This window comes from Bradyrhizobium sp. B097, assembly GCF_038957035.1.
GTDB lineage: Bacteria > Pseudomonadota > Alphaproteobacteria > Rhizobiales > Xanthobacteraceae > Bradyrhizobium.
Map to the genome: position 1 here is coordinate 280,005 of NZ_CP152412.1, position 15,454 is coordinate 295,458.

General features: G+C 66.1%; 15 protein-coding genes. 8 read left to right on the plus strand and 7 right to left on the minus strand.

The annotated features are described in order from the left end of the window. The first annotated feature begins 106 nt into the window (after nucleotides 1–106). Complete coding sequence (locus tag AAFG07_RS01375; protein ID WP_342725676.1) at nucleotides 107–1,300, plus strand: serine hydrolase domain-containing protein; 1,194 nt, start codon at nucleotides 107–109, stop codon at nucleotides 1,298–1,300. On the opposite strand, the gene AAFG07_RS01380 is transcribed toward AAFG07_RS01375, so the two are convergent. Together AAFG07_RS01380 and AAFG07_RS01385 are read right to left on the minus strand one after the other, a co-directional pair. Further along, nucleotides 1,297–2,652: a HAMP domain-containing sensor histidine kinase gene (locus tag AAFG07_RS01380; protein ID WP_342729422.1), complete on the minus strand. Its 1,356-nt coding sequence runs from the start codon at nucleotides 2,650–2,652 to the stop codon at nucleotides 1,297–1,299. The two genes, AAFG07_RS01375 and AAFG07_RS01380, sit on opposite strands and share 4 nt — an antisense overlap. 5 nt (nucleotides 2,653–2,657) lie before the next feature. Further along, nucleotides 2,658–3,332, minus strand: coding sequence for a response regulator transcription factor (locus AAFG07_RS01385; protein WP_342725677.1), 675 nt, complete (start codon nucleotides 3,330–3,332; stop codon nucleotides 2,658–2,660). A gap of 334 nt (nucleotides 3,333–3,666) precedes the next feature. Between AAFG07_RS01385 and AAFG07_RS01390 the strand changes: the two genes are divergently transcribed. From AAFG07_RS01390 to AAFG07_RS01405, 4 genes are all read left to right on the plus strand, one after another. Then, nucleotides 3,667–4,245: a methyltransferase domain-containing protein gene (locus AAFG07_RS01390; RefSeq protein ID WP_092121744.1), complete on the plus strand. Its 579-nt coding sequence runs from the start codon at nucleotides 3,667–3,669 to the stop codon at nucleotides 4,243–4,245. 10 nt (nucleotides 4,246–4,255) lie between these two features. Beyond that, entirely contained in the window at nucleotides 4,256–4,915 is a 660-nt protein-coding gene (locus AAFG07_RS01395) for a DedA family protein (RefSeq protein WP_342725678.1), read from the plus strand. A gap of 284 nt (nucleotides 4,916–5,199) precedes the next feature. Further along, nucleotides 5,200–6,036, plus strand: coding sequence for a UDP-2,3-diacylglucosamine diphosphatase (locus AAFG07_RS01400; protein WP_342729423.1), 837 nt, complete (start codon nucleotides 5,200–5,202; stop codon nucleotides 6,034–6,036). After that, entirely contained in the window at nucleotides 6,036–7,064 is a 1,029-nt protein-coding gene (locus AAFG07_RS01405) for a glycosyltransferase family 1 protein (RefSeq protein WP_342725679.1), read from the plus strand. The genes AAFG07_RS01400 and AAFG07_RS01405 overlap by 1 nt, the downstream gene beginning before the upstream one ends. Before the next feature lie 101 nt (nucleotides 7,065–7,165). On the opposite strand, the gene AAFG07_RS01410 is transcribed toward AAFG07_RS01405, so the two are convergent. The 3 genes from AAFG07_RS01410 to AAFG07_RS01420 are packed head-to-tail and all read right to left on the minus strand — an operon-like array spanning nucleotide 7,166 to nucleotide 10,144. Beyond that, complete coding sequence (locus AAFG07_RS01410) at nucleotides 7,166–8,296, minus strand: pyridoxal-phosphate dependent enzyme (RefSeq protein ID WP_342725680.1); 1,131 nt, start codon at nucleotides 8,294–8,296, stop codon at nucleotides 7,166–7,168. A 13-nt stretch (nucleotides 8,297–8,309) separates the two neighbouring features. Further along, a complete protein-coding gene (locus tag AAFG07_RS01415; protein ID WP_342725681.1) occupies nucleotides 8,310–8,966 on the minus strand; it encodes an HAD-IA family hydrolase in 657 nt (218 codons plus the stop codon). 17 nt (nucleotides 8,967–8,983) lie between these two features. After that, nucleotides 8,984–10,144, minus strand: a complete 1,161-nt coding sequence (locus tag AAFG07_RS01420; protein WP_342725682.1) for a DSD1 family PLP-dependent enzyme — start codon at nucleotides 10,142–10,144, stop codon at nucleotides 8,984–8,986. Nucleotides 10,145–10,215: 71 nt separating this feature from the next. Between AAFG07_RS01420 and AAFG07_RS01425 the strand changes: the two genes are divergently transcribed. After that, the gene (locus AAFG07_RS01425; RefSeq protein ID WP_342725683.1) at nucleotides 10,216–11,139 is read left to right on the plus strand and encodes a LysR substrate-binding domain-containing protein; all 924 of its coding nucleotides are present in this window, start codon (nucleotides 10,216–10,218) and stop codon (nucleotides 11,137–11,139) included. A gap of 16 nt (nucleotides 11,140–11,155) precedes the next feature. Here the strand turns inward: AAFG07_RS01425 and AAFG07_RS01430 are convergent, their stop codons facing one another. Then, nucleotides 11,156–13,201 carry an acetoacetate--CoA ligase gene (locus AAFG07_RS01430; RefSeq protein WP_342725684.1) on the minus strand — a complete coding sequence of 682 codons (2,046 nt, stop codon included), beginning with the start codon at nucleotides 13,199–13,201 and terminating at the stop codon, nucleotides 11,156–11,158. Between the two features lie 187 nt (nucleotides 13,202–13,388). On the opposite strand from AAFG07_RS01430, the gene AAFG07_RS01435 reads away from it, so the two are divergent. Together AAFG07_RS01435 and AAFG07_RS01440 are read left to right on the plus strand one after the other, a co-directional pair. Further along, nucleotides 13,389–14,390, plus strand: coding sequence for a glycoside hydrolase family 3 N-terminal domain-containing protein (locus AAFG07_RS01435; protein ID WP_342725685.1), 1,002 nt, complete (start codon nucleotides 13,389–13,391; stop codon nucleotides 14,388–14,390). Nucleotides 14,391–14,486: 96 nt separating this feature from the next. Next, complete coding sequence (locus AAFG07_RS01440; protein WP_229170512.1) at nucleotides 14,487–14,669, plus strand: hypothetical protein; 183 nt, start codon at nucleotides 14,487–14,489, stop codon at nucleotides 14,667–14,669. A gap of 95 nt (nucleotides 14,670–14,764) precedes the next feature. On the opposite strand, the gene AAFG07_RS01445 is transcribed toward AAFG07_RS01440, so the two are convergent. Continuing rightward, nucleotides 14,765–15,439 carry a hypothetical protein gene (locus AAFG07_RS01445; RefSeq protein ID WP_342725686.1) on the minus strand — a complete coding sequence of 225 codons (675 nt, stop codon included), beginning with the start codon at nucleotides 15,437–15,439 and terminating at the stop codon, nucleotides 14,765–14,767. Nucleotides 15,440–15,454 lie beyond the last annotated feature (15 nt).

The following is a 15,454-nucleotide window of genomic DNA, read 5'->3' on the forward strand; positions in this document are numbered from 1 at the left end:
GCGAAGCGCAATCCGGGGCCAGTGACACCGGCTGCATCAGCCCCGGATTTCGCTTCGCTCCATCCGGGCTACAGGTCAACATCACAAACATTATGGGAGGAATACAATGAGCATGAATTTTGGCGCGGCAGCAGATGCGATTCTCGACGGCGTCGTGACATCCAACCCGCGCGTTCCCGGCGTCGTTGCCATGGTGACCGACCGCCATCGCAACATCTACGAAGGCGCCGCCGGCAAGCGCCGCCTCGATCAGGCAGCGGACATGACCACTGACAGCGTGTTCGCCATCTTCTCGACCACCAAGGCGATCACCGGGACGGCGGTCCTGCAACTCGTCGAGGAGGGTAAGCTCGATCTCGACGCGCCGGCCAAGATCTACGCGCCCGACCTCGGCAAGCTCCAAGTCATCGAGGGTTTTGACGACAAAGGCGAACCACGGCTGCGTGCACCGAAGCGCGACATCACCACACGCATGCTGATGGTCCACAGCGCGGGTCTGGGCTACGACTTCATCAATCACACTTACAATCGCCTCGCGCAGGAGAAGGGGCAGCCCAGCGTGATCACGGCGTCCAAGGCTTCGTTGATGACGCCGCTGCTGTTCGATCCCGGCGAGCGATGGGAGTACGGCACCAATCTGGATTGGTGCGGCCAGATCGTTGAGTCGATCGCCGGCCGCCGGCTCGGCGAGGTGTTCAAGACGCGGATCTTCGAGCCGCTCGGAATCCGGGACACGGCATTCGAGCTCACCGACGCGATGCGCCGCCGCCTCGCCGGCATTCACGCCCGCAACGCCGACGGTTCGCTCACGCCGATGGATTTCGAGCTGCCGGCCAATCCGGAGATCCATATGGGCGGCCACGGGCTTTACGGCACCATCGGCGACTACATGCGCTTCATCCGGATGTGGCTGAACGACGGCGCCGGCGAGCATGGCCGGGTCCTGAAAGCCGAAACCGTGCGGATGGCGGAGAAGAATCATCTCGGCAACAACAAGGTCACCGCCATCACCGGCGTGATCACCTCGCTCGCCAACGACGCCGAGTTCTTCCCCGGCCAGTCGAAATCATGGGCGCTCAGCTTCATGATCAATGACGAGCAGGCTCCGACCGGCCGTCCCGCCGGCGCACTCGGCTGGGCCGGCCTCGCCAACCTGTTCTACTGGATCGATCGCCAGAACGGCTTCGGCGGATTCTGGGCGACGCAGATTCTGCCGTTTGGTGATCCGACATCCTTCGTCGGCTACATCAATTTCGAGACCTCATTCTACGAGGCCCTGAAACTGCGCAAGGCGGGTTAAACCTTCGGGAACACCATGCGCATGCAGGCGCCGCCGGACGAGGCTTGATCGACCTCGATCCGGCCGCCGTGCAGACGCATGATGCTCTGCACGAGATCGAGGCCGAGGCCGGCGCCGCGTCCGCCCGGATGCAGCCGGCGGAACGGCTCCAGGATCTGCTCGCGCTCGTCGGGCGGAATGCCGTCGCCGTCGTCGCAGACCTCGATCCGGCCGGCTGTCGCGACCCGAACCAGGATCGTGCCGCGCCGCTGACCGTGGTCGACGGCGTTCTGCACGAGATTGGTGAGGGCGCGTTCGAGCGAGGTCTGGTCGCCGGTCACCATGACCGTCTCGCTGTCGTGCTCGAAGGACATTTCATATCCGGCCGCGAAACCCAGCGGCGCGAGGTCGAGCACGACCTGCCGCGCGATGCCGACCAGATTGACGGGGCCGAGCGTGTCGGCGCGCTGATCGAGCCGCTGCAGGTCCAGCAGCTGGCCCGCCATCACGCTGAGGCGGGTCGCGTCTTCGAGCAGATGGGTCTTCTCCGGTCCGGCCTGCAGCGAAGCGACCCGGGTCGAGAGTATAGCGATCGGCGTGCGCAGCTCGTGTGCGGCATCGGCAAGGAAGCGGCGGTGGCGTTCGTAACCCTTGTCGAGGCGGTCGAGCGCGGCATTGATGGCCTTGACCAGCGGCGTGATCTCGATCGGCACCTCGTCGAGCGGCAACTGCGCGCCGCGCTGGTCGATGTCGATGCGCTCGGCCTGCGCCGCGACCTGTGCGAGGCCCTTCATGGCCCGGCGAACCACGAACGGGGTCGCGACCAGCGTCGCCAGCGTCATCAGCACGACGATCGGCAGGATCATGTTGAGGAATAGCAGCGGTGTGCTCTCCAGCGCGCGCCACATCGAGAGCTGGCCGTAAGTGCCGGTCAGGATCTGGATCTGTCCTGCCGAGGTGTCGACCCATTTGACGAGACCCGCGGGCCGCGTGGCTTCCGCTGCATTCCATTTGAGCCGCGCCTCGCTGACATGATCGAGGCTTGATGCGATCGGCGCGAATTGCGCGGGCACGGCGCCTTCGGCGAGCTGATGGCCGTCAGTGTCGCGGATGACGAACCAGAGGTCGGCGTGCTCGGCGCGCAGGGCGGCCAGCTCCGGCGTTTGGCGCAGCGTCAGTCCGCCCGCTTCATCGCGGGTGACGGCATCGCGCAGCGTATCGAGCGTGCTGCCTTCGTACTCGCCGATCAGCAGTCCCGCCCGCAGCAGCCCCATGGCTGCGGCTCCGATCAGCAGGATCAGGAGAGTCAACGCAACGGCCTGCAGACCCGCGAGGCGTCCGACCAGGCGCCAGGTGAGGGATCGTGGTCGCAGCACGCTCACGGTGTCTCTCGCAGCACATAGCCGAGGCCACGAACGCCGTTGATCGTGACGCCGGCGTCGGCCTCGGTGAGCCTGCGGCGCAAACGCGACACATGACTGTCGAGCGCATTGGGCTGCACCTCGTCGTCGAGGCCGTAGACCGCCTCCATCAGCGCAGAGCGCTGCACCATGCGTCCCATCCGATGCAGCAGCGTCTCGAGCACCAGCCGCTCGCGGCGCGGCATCTCCAGGGGACGTCCGTCGACGCTGGCCTCGCGATGGGTGAAGTCGAACGACAGGCGGCCGATCCGCGCGGCATGCTGCTGCACATTGGCGGGGCGGCGCAGCAGCGCGCGCAGCCGCGCCAGCAGCTCCTCGAACGCAAACGGCTTGCCGAGATAATCGTCCGCACCGCTGTCGAGACCCGAGATTCGGTCCGCCAGCTCGCCGCGGGCAGTCAGCACCAGCACCGGCACGGTGTTGCCGCTCGCGCGCAACTTCGGGATCAGCGACAGCCCGTCGCCGTCGGGCAACTGGCGATCCAGCACGATCGCGTCGTAACTTCCCGCTGCGGCAATCGCCTCGGCTTCCAGAAGATCTGGCGCGTGATCGACCAGCATGTCGTGGCGCGCGAGTGCCGCACGCAGCGCCGCGACCATATCCGGCTGGTCCTCCACCAACAGCACGCGCATTCGTCGTCCTTACCTCTGCCTTGGTTCGTCATTCGATCCGCCGGCTTTATGCCCGATTCATTGCGGCAACCTTGCGGTTTTCTCCACGCGAATGCGTCGCGGAGCGAAATTTCGCACGCGCGCGCATTCGCGACAGGCTGACGCAAGCTTCGCATGAGACAGAGGCGTGCATCGGGACGGTCGAATCGTCTCGACACCGACCGGCACTTCTCAACCGGCGGGAGCCTGCCACACATGATGGTGGGCACCCGCAATGCGAAAGACACGCGAATGGCCTTGTTAATGAATCCGTGGCGCCAGACCGATTGCGCGCTCATCGTGCGGGAGCTCCAGCATGTCGGCCGCTGACATCCTGCCGTTCGTCCGCGCCTGGGTGCGTAATCCGTTGCGTGTCGCCGCGGTCGCGCCGTCCGGGCCTGCTGTCTCGTCGCTGATGGCGCAGGAGATCACCGCGGACACCGGCCCCGTGCTCGAGCTTGGCCCCGGCACGGGCGTCTTCACCCGCGCGTTGCTGAAGCGCGGCGTCAGGCAGCAGGATCTGACGCTGGTGGAGTACGGCTCCGAGTTCATCCCGCTGCTGCAGCGGCGCTTCCCGGGCGCGCGGGTGCTCTGGATGGACGCGGCCTGGCTGCGGAGGGAGAGGCTGTTCGACGGAGCGCCGGTCGGTGCGGTCGTGAGCGGCCTCGGGCTCCTCATGATGCCGCCGGAGAAAGTCATAACCATCCTCCACGGCGCCTTCGGCTATCTCCGCGCCGGCGGGGCGTTCTACCAAATCACCTATGGTCCGCGTTGTCCGGTCGCAGACGCGATCCTGGATCGCCTCGATCTGCAGGCGAGCTGTATCGGGCAGACGTTCCTCAACCTGCCTCCGGCTTCCGTGTACCGGATCAGCCGCCGCCACTCCCACGCTTGATCGAGCCGCCATGGACACGTCGAGCACGATCGCGATGTTTCTGCACTTCGGCCTGGTGGGTGTCGGTTGCCTCGCCGTCGCCGAGAAGTTCGTTCCGCTGCTGCCGTCCTACGTGCTGCTGATGCTGCTCGGCTTGACGGTCCCCGACGGCACGATGCTCGCGATGACCATTCTGGCAACCAGCGCTGGGTCTGTCGTCGGTGCCGTCGGCTGGTACGGGCTCGGGCGCGTGCTCGGCTCGCGGCGCATCGAGGGGCTGGTGGCGCGCTATGGCAAGTTCGTGTTGCTGCGGCCCTCGCTCTATCGACAGCTCACCGACGCCTATCGCGGCAATCATTTCTGGGTGACGCTGATCGGTCAGACCTTGCCCACCGTGCGGATCTACCTTGCACTCCCCGCCGGCGTGCTGCGGCTGGAGCCGCGCGCCTTCGTGATGGCGACGGCGATCGGCACCGTGATCTGGAACATGCCGTTCCTCACACTTGGCTATGTCCTGCGCGGCACCGGCCACGATCCGATCAGCCTCGGCTTCTGGGTGGTGGTCATCCTGATTGCCGTGGAGGTCGCGCTGTTCCTGGGATTTCGCTTCTACAAGCGCTCGCTCGCGCGGCCCCCTCTCGGGGGGCCGCGCGCACTAACCTCACGCTTGCCGGTGGAGGAAGGCGTATGAGAGTCCTTTTGTCCCGCCTGCGGCCCGGCTCGGATACGCTCGAGCGCGCAGCCGCGACGCTGCTGGTCCTGGCCGCGAGCTATCAGTTCGGTCACGCTGCTTCCGGCGGGCGATATCGCGCGGCCGAATTCGCGCTGCTGGTGCTTATCGCAGGCATCTATTGGCACCGCTCGATCTTCAGGCGATGCGCAAGCCGCGATGTCACGAAGGTTCTTGCGGGATTGGCCGAGGCCATGGCGGCGGCGTTTCGGCCGGACGGCGGCAAAGTCTGCTCCCAATTTGCGATGCATGGGGCAAGCGCTCGCACGGAAGCGAGGCGGGTCGCGCCGCGGGATGTCGTCAAGGTCAGGAGCCTGTTCATCTCCGACGTCCATCTCGGGACCCGGGGATGCCAGGCCGAGCGGTTCATCGACTTCCTTCGCCACCATGATGCCGAAACCGTGTTCCTGGTCGGCGACATCGTCGATGGCTGGTGTCTGCGGTCGAGCTGGTACTGGCCCACGGCGCACAATGCGGTCGTGCGGGAGCTGATCGAGCTCGCGCAACGGGGCCGTCGCCTGGTCTACATTCCCGGCAATCACGACGAGTTCCTGCGTGACTATGCCGGCGCGGCGTTCTGCGGCGTCGAGATTGTCGAACGGGCGATCCATCATGGCCTCGACGGCCGCGACTACCTCGTCGTGCACGGCGATCATTTTGATCTCGTGGTGCGGCATGCGCGCTGGCTCGCGCTGATCGGCGATGTCGGCTATCGGGCCGCGCTGGCCTGCAACGTCTGGCTCAACTGGATCAGGCGCCGATTTGGGTTCGGCTATTGGTCGTTCTCGTCCTGGGCGAAATTGCGGGTCAAGAATGCGGTCAACCACATCGGTCGGTTCGAGGAGGTGCTGGCATCGGAGGCCGCGCGCAGCAACGTTCAAGGCGTGATCTGCGGCCACATCCATCACGCGGCGCTGCACGACGATTTCGGCGTCCGCTACATCAACACCGGGGATTGGGTGGAGTCGTGCACGGGCGTGGTCGAACGCTATGATGGGCAGTTTGAAATCGTCCGATGGACGGAAGCGCGGGCAGCGCTGGATGGGGCAGGCCTCGCGCCGCTCAGGCAGGCGGTCGCCTGATGCGCGTGCTGGTGGCAACCGACGCCTGGCGGCCGCAGATCAACGGCGTGGTCCGCTCGCTCGAATATCTCGCCAGCGAAGCGCCGTCGCTCGGCGCCGAGATCAGCTTCTTGACGCCGGCCGATTTCCGCACCGTGCCGTTGCCCGGCTATCCGGAAATCCGGCTCGCGCTGCCGTCGCTTGGGCGTATCGAGCGCGCCATCGCGGCTGCGCGCCCGGACTCGGTGCACATCGCGACCGAAGGTCCGATCGGCTGGATCAGCCGGCACGTCTGCCGGACACGCGGCTATCCGTTCACGACCAGCTACCACACGCGCTTTCCCGAATATCTCGCCGCGCGGCTGCCGGTCCCGCTGCGATGGAGCTACGCGGCGCTGCGCCGTTTCCATAATAGCGGAGCCGGCATCATGGTCGGCTCGCCGTCGCTCGAGCAGGCGCTGCAGGCGCACGGCTTCCGCAAGTTGATGCCGTGGTCGCGCGGCGTCGACGCCGAGCTGTTTTGCCCACGTACAGAGCGGCCGCTCGCCTTCCCGGCGCCGGTGTTCCTCTATGTCGGTCGCGTTGCGGTCGAGAAGAATCTCGATGCCTTTCTCGGTCTCGACCTGCCTGGCTCGAAAGTCGTGGTCGGGGACGGGCCGCTGCGCAGCAGCTTGCAGGCCCGGTTTCGGCACGTGCATTTCCTCGGCACGCGGACGGGTCGGGCGCTCGCCGATGTCTATGCGTCCGCCGACGTCATGGTGTTTCCGAGTCTGACCGATACGTTCGGGATGGTGATCCTGGAGGCGCTGGCCAGCGGCCTGCCGGTCGCGGCCTTTCCGGTGATGGGGCCGCTCGACGTGATCGGCAAGTCCGGCTGCGGTTGCCTCGATCACGACCTGCGTCGTGCGGCGCTCGGCGCCCTGCTGGTGCCGCGCGAGAAATGCCGCGCCCACGCTTTGACCTTTACCTGGCGGGAAAGCGTGCGGCAGTTCCTCGACAATATCGGGCGGGCGCACGCCTCGCCGACGCGCGCAGCAGCCGCGGGCTGATTGAAGTGCGATGAGATCAGGTTGAATCGTCGTCGCGCTTTGGCTTCTTGTTCGAGCATGATCTTTTCCGAAAACCGCTTCACACTTTTCCGGATCATGCTCTAGCTGCCGAGCAGCTCCGTGATCAGCCCGGCTGCCTTGATCCCGGTCCCGCTGATGATGACGACGGTGCGCTCGGCCGGCCGGATCGCGCCGCGCGCCGCCAGGACGTCGAGCGCGGCGGCGGCCGAGGCCGAGGTCGGCTCAACGAACAGGCCGGTACGCGCCATCCGCTTCAATGCGGCGACGATGCCGTCTTCGGGGATCGCGACGGTGCCGCCGCCGCTCTCCTTCAGCGCCGCGATCATCTGCTTCAGGCGCAGCGGATGCTTGATCGCGGTGCCTTCGGCGATGGTCTTGCGGACCGCGCGATCGACCGGCGTGTCGACGCCGGCGGCGAAGCTGGCATCGACCGGCGAGCAATTGAGTGGTTGCGCGGCAAAGAGGCGCGGCAGCCGCGTGATCTGTCCGGCCGCCAGCAGCTCCTTGAAGCCGATATAGCAGCCGAGCAGGCTGCTGCCGGCACCGACCGGCATGATGACATTGTCGGGCGCGGTGAAGCCAAAGTCTTCCCAGATCTCGTAGGCCAGCGACTTGGTGCCTTGCAGGAAGAAGGGCTGCCAGTTGTGGCTGGAGTAGAAGATCTGCTTCGACTGGCGGATCGCTTCCGCCTCGGATTCCTCGCGCGGGCCTTTGACCAGCTGCACCTCGGCGCCGAAGGCGTGCATCTGCGCCACCTTCATCGGCGATGTCGTCGCCGGCGCGAGGATCCTGACCCGCATGCCGCCCGCCGCGCCATAGGCCGAGACCGACGCGCCGCCATTGCCGGAGCTGTCCTCCAGCACCGCGTCGACGCCGAGCTGCCGCAGCAACGACAGCATCACCGTGGTGCCGCGATCCTTGAAGCTTGCGGTCGGGTTGAACCATTCGAGCTTGAAATGCGGCCGCAGGTCGCCCCACGCCTTCTCGACCGCGGGCGTGCAGCCTTCGCCCATCGTGATCGGCCGCTTGATCTCGACCGGCAGCGCCGCGCGGTAGCGCCACAGCGAGCGCGTCCCGCGATCGACCTCGTCGCGGGAGATGCCGGGCAGCGGTGTGACGAGCAGCGGCTTGCCCCCGTCGGAGCACCAGCGCGGGACATCCAGCGGATAGAGCTTTCCGTTGAGCGGGTCGATATAACCAGGTGAAGGCATCTCTATTCAGTCCTCAAGGCACGGTCCGGTCGGACACGTCGCGACCGAGCACGAAAGCCGGCAAGGTCGCTAGGTTGTCGTGAACCACGATCGGGGCGGGCGCCCCTTCCGGCAGGTTCATTGCGGCCCGATTATGCCACCAAGTCGGCAAGCGCACACGTGCCGTGCCGAACAGATCATAGCCCGATCCGGCGACGAACAGGCATCGATTGGCTGGGACCGGCAGTTCGTCGAGCGCGAGCTGATAGGGTTGCGGCTGCGGCTTGTAATAGCCGGCGCGCTCGGCCGTCACGAACACGGTGAAGGGAACGCCGATGCGACCGGCCGCGATGCGGCCGAGCCGCTCCGAGCAGTTCGTCACGACGCCGAGCGCGACGCCGGCCTCGTGCAGCGTTTGCAGGACATCGCGAACCTCGGGCCAGGGATCGAACTCCGCGTAGCGCGCGCCAAGCTCCTCGGCCAATTCGAACGGCAGCCCGACATTGCGCGCGGCCTCGCCCACCAGATCCTCATAGGGCCGGTAGCGTCCGGTGGCGTAGGTGTTCCTGAGATACTCGGCCCGCCAGCGCAGCCCGGCGTCATCGGAGCCCGCGACCTTGTTCCAGAGTGTCCAGCTGTCGAGCAGCGCGGTCAGCAGATCGAACAGAACGGCGTCATAGGCTCGGGTCAAGGGCTGCGCTCCGTCTGCTACCATCCGCGAAACCGCTCCCATTGCCTGACCGAGTCGGACCCGGCGGCGACGACATGATAGCGGTCGTGCTGGGCTCCGGTCGCGCAGGCATGGTTCGGCAGGATCCGCACCTTGGTGCCGACCGGCAGCGTCACTTGCGGCACTGTGCTGCCGGGGCGGAGGGCGATGATGCCGTGCTCCTGATTGGTTTCGGTCACGATCAAATCGGGATAGGGCCGTCCATCGATGTCGCAGACGATGCCGTAGCCCTGGTCGACCGGCTGCTTCGCGGTGCCGCGATCGCGCGACAGCGCCATCCAGCCGGCGTCGATAAAGGTCCAGCCGCGATCGGCGCGGTGACCGATCACCGTTGCGAGCACCGACAGCGCGATGTCCTCGACCGCGCAGACCCCGATCCCGGCCATCACAAGGTCGAACATCACGAACACGCCGGCGCGCACCTCGGTGACACCATCGAGCCGGCGCGCGAAATGGGCCGTCGGCGTCGAGCCGACGCTGACCGCGGGGCAGGGCAGTCCGGCCCCGCGCAGCGTTTCGGCGCAGGCGACCGCGGCGGCGCGCTCCTGCTCGGCGGCCTGCTCGAGCGCCGCCACGCTGCGGCAGGAATAGGATTCGCCGGCATGCGCCATGACGCCGCGCAACTCGGCGCCGCCTTGATGCAGCGCGCGGCCGATCTCGACGAGCAGCGGGTCGTGCGCGCCGACCCCGGCGCGATGGCCGTCGCAATCGATCTCGATCAGCACGGGAATGCGGTCGTTCGTCATGCGCGCCATCGTGGTGACGGCGGCCGCCTGCTCCATGCTGTCGAGCACCACGGACAAATCCAGGCCCTGCCGCCGCAGCGCCGCGACGCGATCGAGCTTCTGCGGCGCGATGCCGACGGCGTAGAGGATGTCCTTGACGCCTGCCGCGGCAAATACCTCGGCCTCCTGCAGGGTCGAGACCGCGGCCGGCCCGCCTGGGCCGTCCATGACGGCGCGTGCCGCCGGAATGGATTTCGCGGTCTTCAGATGCGGGCGAAGCGGCACGCCGAGCCGCGACAGCCGCGTCTTCAGGCGGGCGATGTTGTGCAGCATCCGGTCTTCGTCGAGGACGAGGCAGGGCGTCTCGATATCGGCAAGCGGATGCGAGGCGTTCAAGGCAGGGGCTGATGACATGCGGCGAGACTAGCCGTTTTCATGCTAAGTACAATTTACCGAATGTCATTCTTGGATTAAGCCTGAACTTAATGCTCTCGACCGACGATATCCGCTTCTTTCTGGCCATCGCGGCGGCCCGGTCGCTCGCGGCCGCGGCACGGGCGCTCGACGTGACGCCATCGGCGGTCTCGCAGCGGCTGCAGAGCCTCGAGCAGCGCCTGGGCGTTCAATTGGTCAGCCGTTCGGCCCGGCGCCTGACATTGACCGATGAGGGCGAGCTGCTGGTGCTGCGCGGCGGCACGCTGCTCGACGAGGCGACGGAGTTGACGGAAGCGCTGCAGGCGCGGCGCGGAACCATCGCCGGCCATCTGAAGTTACTCGCGCCGCTCGGCTTTGGACGCCGCTACATCGCGCCGGTCGTTGCCGGATTTCGAACACAGCATCCCGACGTGTCGGTCGAGCTCGAACTGTCCGATCGGCCGGGACGTGCCGCAGCGAGCGCATGGGATGTCATGATCCATATCGGCGCGTTGAAGGATTCCACGCTTCGCTTGCAGCGCCTTGCGCCCAATGAACGCGTTCTCTGCGCCTCGCCGGCCTATCTGAAGCGCCAGGGAACGCCGGCGAGCCCGCAGGAGCTACGCGGGCATCAATGCATTGCGCTCCGCGAAAACGAGGAGGACGTGACGCTCTGGCGCTTCTCCCGCAGGCGCGCGCCGGCGGAGCCTGATGTCATCAGGATCGAGCCGATGCTGTCGAGCAATGACGGCGAGGTGGTGAAGGCCTGGGCGCTGGCGGATCACGGTCTGATCGTCAGGTCGGAATGGGATGTCGCCGAGGATCTCGCCAGTGGCCGGCTGGTGCGGGTCCTGCCGAACTTCCGCCTGCCGCCGGCCGACATCGTTGCGCTGCTCAATCCCGGCCGCGGCGGGCGGGCCAGGCGCACGCAGGCTTTCGTCGAGCAGTTGCGCGCCACCCTCGCGCCGCCGCCCTGGCGCGGCAGGCCGCGCTGACGGACGGCGCGATCGCTTACGCCGCGCCGGCCTGCCGGCTCAGATAGCTCCTGGCAAAGTCGAGATACCAGTCGAGGCAGCCGGGATTGGCCATCGCATCGCGGTTGATGACCTTCTCGACGGGGTGGCCGAGCAACAGCTTCTTCACCGGCAGCTCCTGCTTCTTGCCGGACAGCGTGCGCGGAATTTCCGCTACCACGAAGATATCGTTAGGCAGGAAGCGGCGCGACAGCCCGGCTTCCACCGCTTTGTTGATCTTCGCCTTCATCGCGGCATCCAATGTGATGCCTTCGCGCAGCACCACGAACAGCGGCATGTAGCTGTCGCGGCCGAGATATTCGAGGTCGACGACCATCGAATCCAGCACCTCCGGCAGCGCCTCGATCGCCGAATAGAGCTCGCTGGTGCCCATCCGCAGGCCGTGGCGGTTGATGGTGGCATCGCTGCGGCCGTAGATCACGCAGGAGCCGTCGGGGTTGATCTTGAGCCAGTCGCCATGCCGCCACACCGGGCCGCGGCCGGTGCCGTCGAAATTGTCGGGATAGGTCTCGAAATAGCTCGCCATGTAGCGCGCATTGCCGGGATCGTTCCAGAAGCGCAGCGGCATCGAGGGCAGCGGCTCGGCGCAGACGAGCTCACCGACCTCGTCGATCACGGCACGGCCCTGCTCGTCGAAAGCCTCCACCGCACAGCCGAGCAGCCGGCATTGCATGATGCCCGGGGTCTGCGGCAATTCGCGATTGCCGCCGATGAAGGCGCCGGCGAAATCGGTGCCGCCGGAGATATTGGCCCACCACATGTCGGCCTGCGCGGCGTTGCCATTGCGCGTCGAAAGCGCGGCGAAGCGCTCGTTGAACCAGGCTTGCGTGTCGGCCGAGAGCGGCGAGCCGGTCGAGCCGAGCGCGCGCAGGCCCGAGAGGTCGCCGACCTCTGCGAGATCGATCTCGGCCTTGGTGCAGTTGGCGAAGAACGCCGCGCCCGCGCCGAAGAAGGTGGCCTTGGCGTCGGCGACGAAGCGCCACAGCGTGGTCCAGTCCGGCTTGTCCTTGGTGCCGCCGGGGCTGCCGTCGAAGATGCAGCAGGTCGTGCCGTTGAGCAGGCCGTTGGCTTGGCAGTTCCACATGATCCAGCCGGTCGAAGAGTACCAGTGGAAGCGTTCGCCGAACGAGTTCGGCTGGTAGCTGCAACCGATGTCGTTGTGCAGGGTCGAGAGCGGCAGCGCTACGACGATGATGCCGCCATGGCTGTGCAGGATCGGCTTCGGCAATCCGGTGGTGCCCGAGGAATAGACGATCCAGAGCGGATGATCGAACGGCAGCCATTCCGGCTCGAAGGCGTCGATCTCCGCACCCTGGCCCGCAAGGATGGACGACAATCGTGTCTCTGACGGCGCGGCATCGCTGTGCAGGATGACATGCTCGACCGTCGGCAGCGCGCGCCGCAGCTCCTCGATCACCGACTTCCGGTCATGGCGCTTGCCGGCATAGGTCACGGCGTCGCAGGCGATCAGCACTTTCGGCTCGATCTGCTTGAAGCGGTCGATCACCGCGGGTGCCGCCATGTCGGGCGCGCAGACGCTCCAGATCGCACCCAGGCTCGCGGTCGCCAGAAACGCGATGATCGTCTCCGGGATGTTCGGCAGATAGGCCGCGACGCGATCGCCGGCGCGGACGCCGTTGGCTTTCAGATGCAGCGCAAGCGCCGCCGATTTGCGCTGCAGCTCCGGCCAGCTCGTCTCCGACAGCTTGCCGTCCTCACCGCTCGAGATCAGCGCCGGCAGGCCGGCGGCATGCGCCGGCGCGACGTGCCGAAACACCTGACGCGCATAATTTACCGACGCGCCGGGAAACCACGCCGCGCCCGGCATCTTGCGCTCGGCCAGCACCGCTGCATGCGGCGTCGGCGAGCGCAGGTCGAAATAATCCCAGACGCTCTGCCAGAAGGCGTCGATATCGGTGACCGACCAGCGTCGCATCGCCTCGAAATCCGCAAACGCGAGGCCGCGCGTATCCTTCAGCCATTGGCGGTAAAGGGCCATTTGCGGGACGTAAGGTGCTGTCATGGGCGTTTCCGAAATGTCTTGTGTTGTGGCATGCGTGATCGCGGCGTGCCGGCGTGTCTTAACATAGTGATGCGAGCGCGGGGAATGCAGCCGCGCAGCAAGCTTGCGTCATATTCTTACCGCCGTCGCAACGTGCTATTCCGTAGGGGGCGGGCTGATTCCATGCGTATCCGGTGAGCGAGCGGCCATGACCGTCGGCGAACTTTTCATTCTCGGCTTCCATGGCAAGGTCATCCCGCCGTGGCTGAGGGAGTTTGCTGCGCAGTTCGGGCTCGGCGGGGTGATCCTGTTCGATTACTCGTGCCAGACCCGGCAGTACGACAACAACATCACCTCGCCCGCGCAGCTGCAGTCGCTCTGCGCCGAGATCGCGGCGCTGCCGTCGCGGCCGCTGGTCTTCATCGACCAGGAGGGCGGTCTGGTGCGCCGGCTCAAGGACGGCCTCGGCTTTCAGCCGCTGCCGAGCGCAAAGGATTTCAATCGGCTCGCGCATGCGGACAAGCAGGCGATCCTGGCCGCGAGCTATGGCGAGCTGCGCCGGCTCGGCATCCGCTATAATTTCGCGCCCGTCATCGACGTCGACTACAATCCCGATAATCCCAATATCGGCAGGATCAAGCGATCCTATTCGTCCGACATCGGCGAGGTCGCGGCCAATGCCCGACTGGTCGACGCTGCGGCGCGGCGGGCAGGCGTGGGTCTTTGCCTGAAGCATTATCCGGGCATCGGCGGGGCGCACGTCGATTCACATCTGGAGTTCATGGACATCTCCGATGCGCTGCGGCCGGAGCAGGAAGAGCTGTTCTACGCGTTGGCCCCGGATATCTTCGGCGATGCGGTGCTGGTCAGCCACGCCATCGTCCGCCAGTGGGACGCGCAGCAGCCGATGACACTGTCGTCGGCCGGAATCGCCCGGCTTCGCCGCCGGCTGCCCGAGACGCTGCTGATCACCGACGATATGCAGATGCAGGGGCTGCAGAAGGCGCTCGGCACAAGCGCGGCCAGCCTGCAGGCAATCGCCGCCGGCATGGACATGATCTGCATCGGCAACAATCTGCTCGACCAGGAGCAGGCGATGGCCGGCATCGCCACTGCGGTCGCGGGTGCAGTGCAGGACGGATCACTGGATCAGGCCGCGGTGCAGCGCTCCATTGCGCGGGTGCAACAGCGCAAGGCACTGCTCGCCTGACGGCATTGAACCAAATTTTCTGCCGGGCGACCATAGGGAGCGGAACCAAATTTCATTGCCGCGATTTAACAAAGACGCTCATCGGGGCTAACAACCATGAAGATGCTCAAGCGTCTCTTCCGATTGACTTGGCTACGCCGTGTCGCACGCAACCCAGCCGATTTGCCGCCTGCCTCCATCGATCCCGACGAATTCAGCCGCCTGCTTTGCAGCGGACGCCGCGAGGATTTGCGGATATTGGCGAAGCGGCTGAGCCAGCGTTCGCGGGCCCATGCCTAGAGCATGATCCGGAGAAGTGCGAAGCGGCTTTCCCTCGCGACAGACGCGGAACGCGTTTGCGCGGAAATCATGCGAGCTAAAGTACGCGTCTTCGTCTAGTTCTGCCCCCAGGCAGTCAGTGCCGTGGCGAAGGCTGAATCTCCCGCCGATCCTTTTTCGACCGCGAGGATCGCGCGATGCTGATTGCCGTCAACGATCGCGATATCGAACCAAGGTCGCTCCTTGAGCGCCTGGAGGTTGCGCTGCCGGTCCGCCTGGCCATTCGATAGGCCGATCATGAACATATTATCGGTGACCCTGGCGGAAATGCCGGCGAGCGCGGTACCGCGTCCCTGCTCGGTCGATTTCGTCAGCATCCCCGCCACGTTGTTGATGCGCTGCCCGATGAATCCAGGGACCGGCACGAATGTCAGCTCAATCAGATGGCTGGCCGGAAGAGCCTTATCCGTGTTGCGCTTGAGCGTCAGCGTCATCTTGAACCGTTTGGGGATATCGACGTCGGCGAGCACGATGGTTTCATCGGGCGCTCCAACCGATTTAATCGTATCAGTGTGCCAGACGACCGAGCCCAGAAGCTTCCGGCCATACGGATCGGTCGTATCTTCCTCGAACAGAACGGCCCAGGCGGCGGCCGGCGCTGGGTCGTCCGCGGCAGCGGGCGCTCTGCCTGGATGGACGGCGGTCGACACCAGCAAGGCAAGCGCGAAGACCAGTCGGCCGCGCAGCCAGCGCTTGCGGGGTGCGCTTAAGCTGTGCTCGGTTCTTGTCATGACAGGACTTCCGTC